Below are 6246 nucleotides of genomic sequence, written 5' to 3' on the forward strand. Positions count from 1 at the left end.
GGTAAGGCATCCCCATTTTGAGATTGCTCCTGACACTTACACCTTGGGTGTTTGGGGCAGTATGAGCGAAGCATCAATTCACCCCACTTAACCACTAACCAGCCTTAACCATAATATAATTAAAACTGTTTGTAGGCGCTGTTAGCTGCGGATTTAGCAGCTAAATTTTTTCGTTGAAATATTAGTTTAGAGCCCGAGCCAATATACAAATCCGATATTTTTCCGTTATTTAAGGTCACAATACCAAGCCTGCCGATAAATGCGATGCCCGTTAGTGGATCATGAAATTCATCAGCTTCTTTCTCTTGAATTAGAATATATTGCTCAACAATATTGCCATCAACATTGGCTACAACCTTCACACCTTTAAATATATTTCCTTGCATAATGCGCTGTGTGGATTGAATCACCGGCTTTTCATCGCCCTGATAGGACTCATAAGTTAGTGCAAATGGATTTTGCCATGTTTCGCCTTGATGACGTAAAACCATAATGGGTAAATTCTTTTTTTTGTAGGGCGGATCCTCACTTTTAACTGCCGGCGTGGTTGCTGTGGTCATACTTAACTCAAGTCCTGGCACAACATTAGCTTGCATCATAACAGGAGAATTATTGAACTTATCTGCTTTAAAAGTCGCCTTGATTGCTTGGTTAGTTACCTTTGATGTATTTACATCTTTTAAAAAGTGCCAACCTGGATGTGCAAAATTTCTATCCTGTCCCCATTTTTTTAGCATCGAAGGATCTGCCGGTTGAAAACGATCATTATCAACTTCCAATTGCAGCTCTTTACCTTGTGACGAAATGGCTAAATCATCAGCTACATTGCGGTATAAATAATCATGAAATTGATCTGGGGTGTCTGATTTTGCTCTAAATACATCAAGGTAATAACCTTTGGTGTCAGTTAGTCTTATCACCGCGGTCGTGCGCTGATGGTGTGCCTCTTTAACTAAGTTATGTTCATCAAAAAAACTAGCTGTCACAAATGAATATTTATCACTGACAGGGTCTTTACGAACCTCAGGTTCCATTACCACGTTTTCAACTCGGTTAATTCCTAGGCTTATCCAATTACCTTTAGTAGCTGACGCACCATTACTAATGACGGTATTGTGCCCGGCGAACAAACGATTATAGTTTTGATGAACATTTGTTGGGTAGTCTCCTTTACCCGCTTCTATACCCAATACATGTCCTTGACCATATAGCTCCATGTCTATACCTGAAGCATGTCCATGCACATAAGCAGCACCACCTATGGTAGCCATTAAACTATTTTTAACTTTATCCTGGGTAGTTAAGTTACGTTGGATAAACAGACCAGCAAAAGGGAGGTCAACCGTGGGAAATGCGCTGAAGGTTTCATGGCTTTTTCCCTTACCAAGATCTGCCACAGACCACAATAATTCCAAAGGTGCATAATAAGGTTTTGCTGAACCATGTCGGTCTTTTAATGTTGAACGGTCGTATTTTTGAACCTCAATGGCTTGTTTTATCTCGTTAGCAAAGATGTCTTTTAACTCTTGATTGTTATTCAATAGCGCTAATTTATAAGCTAGTTCAAATTCAAAATAATTGTTTTCATGACTTCGATGACTATCACCAAACGCCGGGTAGTCGCCGTTTGGGAAACGAAGTTGTTCATAAGTTAATAAAGCAGTCGTAATATTAGGATATTTATTACCTAATTTTAACGAGGGCTCAATACGATCAATTAAAGTCATTAAGTACAAACTAAAATAGCCAACATGCATAGAATAGCCCAGTGATTCTGGCCAAATATCTCCGGGGGTGGCATAACTTTTGGCAATCTTTGCCAACGAATCATGATTAGGAGTATCGATGGTTAAATAGTGCTGTAAATATCGATTACGTAATAGCTCATCGTCTATAGCTAAAGCATTGTGAACTAGGCTAGTTGACTCTAATATTGGCCAATTGTTATCAACTAAACCTGAATCTAAAGCCAATTGGGCATAAGTAGCAAAAACTCTTTGAGCAGCATCAAAATCAAATGAGACTAATTGCTGTAAATGAGCATCATAAACTTTGCCTCCCGCTTTGACATAATTATAAATAAAATCATAAATGAGTGGGATTTGAGCACCGTAAATTCGAGCTTCAAGTAAATGATTTTCAGGCACTATCCACCCACGATTATCGTGGATGACTTTTTCTTGGCCAACAGGCGTGCTATTCAAACCTTTTACGACAGTGTACAAAATATCTGCAGCGCATTCCGCGTACTGTGACTGCCCTGTTAAATTAAATAAAATTCCACAATCAATTGCAGCTTGCAAGCTGATTTGGAGTGGTTCGCGAAGATGGTTATTCCCTATATTTTTTTGCGCAATAAACCTAGGAAAGCCATTATTCTTATCCCCCCACTGTAAGGGCAACTGGTTAATGTTTTCAATCCTTTCTTTCAAACTTGTTGGAGCAAAATCGTCTGTACGTTGTTTTAAAATTTCGAAGCGTTTTTTAGCCCAATCATTATTTTCAATTTTATCCAAAATTTGGAATTTTTCAGCCGCTGACATCCAAATAAATGGGCGTTCCATTGCATAAACATTTCCACTTTCAATGAAAATTAAGGCTAAACTAAAGCGTACTAAAACAATAAATGAGTTCATATTTTTTCCTGAGTCAATCAATTTTTGATATTTGTTTGCTCCAACAATGCCGAAAACCCTGAATTTAGCTGAAAGTTAAATCAGTAGGAGGGCCGAGCCAATAGTGTCCAGTCGATATTGCAAAGCTGCAACCTTCACCACATCTATAAGTGGATAACCCCCTGTATATACGACGGTGTTTTTCATTTGAATAGAGAAAAAATAGAGCATAAACTTTGATCAAGTACGTGAAGTTTTAAATGGATTTTTCCAATATCTAAAACTAAAATGTTCGATTTTTCTAGGTTTTGCATGTTTAATTCTTTTGGTTGCTCATTATCAAACATGTATTGAACTAAATGATAAGAAGGCACGAACCTATTGTGTTAACAAAAGTAAAGATAAGCTCTCAAATAAATCAATTAGTGTTGGCTTGAGCTTTTTTTGTTAGCTCATCAAAATACGGATTTCCATCATAATAAGAAACCGGCGACCAACTAGCATTTTCAGACGGCAAATACTTGCGTATGTTCTGCTTTAGCTGTGTATATTTTGCATCGTTCGCAAGATTTACCCATTCATTACCATCCATTTTGTGGTCGTATAACTCTTCAGTACCGTCTTCATAGCTAATGTAACGATATCTCTCAGTTCGCACTGCGTGATTATTCGGACCATAGGTTGTTACCGCCGCATGCTCCCAGCTAGCATCAGGTTTACTCAACAACGGAGTTATATCATTACCCTGTACAGCCAAGTTTGGTGGTAAACCACACATTTTGATCAATGTGGGATATAAGTCTAATAAGCTAACTGGACGATTACTTACCTGCTTGCTTTGGGACTTTGGAGGCTTAATGATAAGTGGTGTTCTGGTTGCTCTTTCCCATAGAGCCATTTTTGCAAATTTACTTTTTTCGCCTAACTGATAACCATGATCTCCCCATAATACTACCGCGGTATTATTGGCATATTCACTTTTTTCAAGGGCATCAAGTACGATACCAACACAGGAGTCAACAAACGATACGCTGGCTAAATAAGCTTGCACCATATTGCGCCATTCGCCATTTTCTATGGCCCACTCAGTAGTTGGCATCATGGGTAGTTCAGACACTCGTTTTGCAATGTCAGGCACGTCATCTAAGTCTTCTTTGAAATAAGGAGGTAAGGCCAAACCTTCCACCGGATGCATATCAAACCACTTTTGTGGTACATGCCAAGGAACATGGGGACGTAGGAAACCACCAACAATAAAGAAGGGTTTATCATGGGCGGTTTGTAATTGTTTGGCTAACCATTGCGCAGAATCATAGTCCGGCATTTGGCTATCCTTTTCAGGAAAGGCGCCCCAATCAGTATTCGTTCTAGGATCATGCCATTTCATGCGCTTTTCAGGATATGGACCAAAATTATTGACTCTACCACCGTAAACATCAAAACTATTGTCAGCCACTCGCTCATGAAAGACCTTTCCAACTGCAGCAGTGTAGTAGCCATTTTGTCTAAAATAATCGCTGATAAAGATTGAATGGGCGGCTTTATCGTTAGCCGATTTGATATCATTATCATGAACATGGCCATAGATACCAGTCGAAGAAGGCGCTAAGCCAGTCATAATGCTAGCTCTAGATGGTCCACACAAGGGAGCGGGTGCATGCGCATTGGTAAAGACGGTGCCTTGAGCTGCAAGTCGATCGATATTAGGCGTTTTAGTATTCGGATGTCCGCCTAAGGGTCCAACCCAATCGTTGAGATCATCAACAATCAACATGAGTACGTTTGGATATTCTTTTTTCAATTCGGTCAACCAATCAAACTTGCAGCCGGTGGTTGAAAGAGCTAGGGCGCCAGCACCGCCAGTGAGAAAATTGCGTCGATTCATTTTTGATACTCTAATTTACTTTTTACATATATTCACTGTCGCCATCAGTAATATTGTAAAATAATTGCAATATTAATCACAATAATGCAACATTAGTCATATAGTTACAACCTATTTCACAAAAACCCTTAGGAAAATACAGACATGCTCATGAAATTAGTCGACGCGGCACGACAACTTAACTCAATTAATCATAATGAAATGAGATTTGGCCTCACCAAGCTAGTAAGTTGCATGATTTTAGTCGCGTCTATCACAACAGCATGCACAAATATTACAGGAACCACACCGGATATTAGTGCGCAAAACACAGCTCAAATAAAAAGCTCTATGCCAGCTAGCAAGGAAGTATTAAAACAAATGGAGAAGGTTGCAAATTGGCAAATCCCACGAGTTGATTCACTTTCCTACCTTAATTTTAAGCGTGGAGAATCATTAGAGGCGGCCCGCTGGGTTCAGGGTGCATTTTATGCAGGTTTAACCCAATTGGCAGAACGCTCAGAAAATCCGTTTTATACTAAGTGGATATTCTATAAAGGTAACGACTGGCAGTGGCGGATGGGTCTACATCCTTTTTTTGGCGATGACCAATTAATGAGCGAAACCTATATTTGGTATTACCTTAAGCATAAACAAGACTCGAAAATATTAGCTTCAACGATTGAAGCTTTTGATAAAATTTTAGCCAAACCACCAACTAATTCACTCGAATTTTTAAACGACCAAAATGTCCAAGGGCTGCACTCCTGCCAATTCCGCTGGTGTTGGGCCGATGCCTTATTTATGGCTCCCCCAACTTGGTTTGGTTTAACCCAAGCAACTGGAGATAAGCGTTACGCAGATTATGCCCATAAAGAAGTGAAAGCCACGGTTGACTACCTTTTTGACTCTAAACATGACCTGCTTTATCGTGATAGTAGATTTAAAACCGAGAAAGACCAATTTGGTGAGCAATTATTTTGGGCCAGAGGCAGTGGATGGGTATTCGCAGGCTTAGCAAGAATGATGGAATATATTCCTAAGAACGATCCTCATCGTGGTTATTATGAAAATCTATTCAAAACAATGGCAGCTAAATTAAAAACCCTGCAAAAACAAGATGGATCTTGGTCCATGTCGTTGTTAGCAGGTGAAAGAATGGCACAACCTGAGACGAGTGGAACAGCCTTTTTTACTTATGGAGTGGCCTGGGGCATTAACAATGGCTTACTCAACGAAGACGAATACTTGCCTGTTGTTAAAAAAGGTTGGGCAGTGCTAAACATGGCTGTGCATCCAGACGGTAAATTAGGGTGGGTACAACAGATTGGCGATGCGCCTGACGGGGTAAGCTATGATGACTCACAAATATATGGTGTAGGCGGTTATTTATTGGCTGGCTCAGAAATTTATGATTACCAAATTTCGCAAGGTAAGTAATAACAAGTTTAACTAGGGCCTGTTGATCTTTGAAGTACATAAATCAATCAGCCCACATTGGTAGCCACATCATTACAAATGCTGAAGCGACCATTGAATGATAATTTCGCTCAAGCTTTTCATACCTTGTGGCTATCCCTCTAAATTGCTTAATACGGCCAAATGCGTTCTCAACCAAGTGGCGATATTTATACATACACCAGTCAATATCGTTATTACCCACTAAGCTGTTTCCCTTACGCGGAATAACGGTTGTAGCGTTATTATCTCGAACAAATTCTCTGAGCTTTTCACTATCGTAACCTTTGTCTGCAACAACCATTTTGC

At 39.6% G+C, this 6246-nt stretch carries 4 protein-coding genes; 1 reads left to right on the forward strand and 3 read right to left on the reverse strand.

Annotation, left to right across the window (positions count from 1 at the left end; genetic code table 11):
- Window positions 1–119: 119 nt before the first annotated feature.
- Window positions 120–2636, reverse strand: a complete 2517-nt coding sequence (locus NWQ57_RS01060) for a heparinase II/III family protein (protein WP_306020081.1) — start codon at window positions 2634–2636, stop codon at window positions 120–122.
- Between the two features lie 397 nt (window positions 2637–3033).
- Window positions 3034–4500: a sulfatase gene (locus tag NWQ57_RS01065; RefSeq protein ID WP_306020082.1), complete on the reverse strand. Its 1467-nt coding sequence runs from the start codon at window positions 4498–4500 to the stop codon at window positions 3034–3036.
- A 144-nt stretch (window positions 4501–4644) separates the two neighbouring features.
- On the opposite strand from NWQ57_RS01065, the gene NWQ57_RS01070 reads away from it, so the two are divergent.
- The gene (locus NWQ57_RS01070; protein ID WP_306020083.1) at window positions 4645–5919 is read left to right on the forward strand and encodes a glycoside hydrolase family 105 protein; all 1275 of its coding nucleotides are present in this window, start codon (window positions 4645–4647) and stop codon (window positions 5917–5919) included.
- A 43-nt stretch (window positions 5920–5962) separates the two neighbouring features.
- Here NWQ57_RS01070 and NWQ57_RS01075 read toward each other — a convergent pair.
- Window positions 5963–6246: transposase (locus NWQ57_RS01075; RefSeq protein WP_306020084.1), on the reverse strand; the 284-nt coding region annotated here is incomplete at its 5' end.

Source organism: Paraglaciecola sp. (assembly GCF_030730205.1).
GTDB lineage: Bacteria > Pseudomonadota > Gammaproteobacteria > Enterobacterales > Alteromonadaceae > Paraglaciecola.

Bases quoted from the DNA above. Each gene is read 5' to 3' on its own strand.
- NWQ57_RS01060 (WP_306020081.1), bottom strand. From the start codon at position 2,636: ATGAACTCATTTATTGTTTTAGTACGCTTTAGTTTAGCCTTAATTTTC.
- NWQ57_RS01065 (WP_306020082.1), bottom strand. From the start codon at position 4,500: ATGAATCGACGCAATTTTCTCACTGGCGGTGCTGGCGCCCTAGCTCTT.
- NWQ57_RS01070 (WP_306020083.1), top strand. From the start codon at position 4,645: ATGCTCATGAAATTAGTCGACGCGGCACGACAACTTAACTCAATTAAT.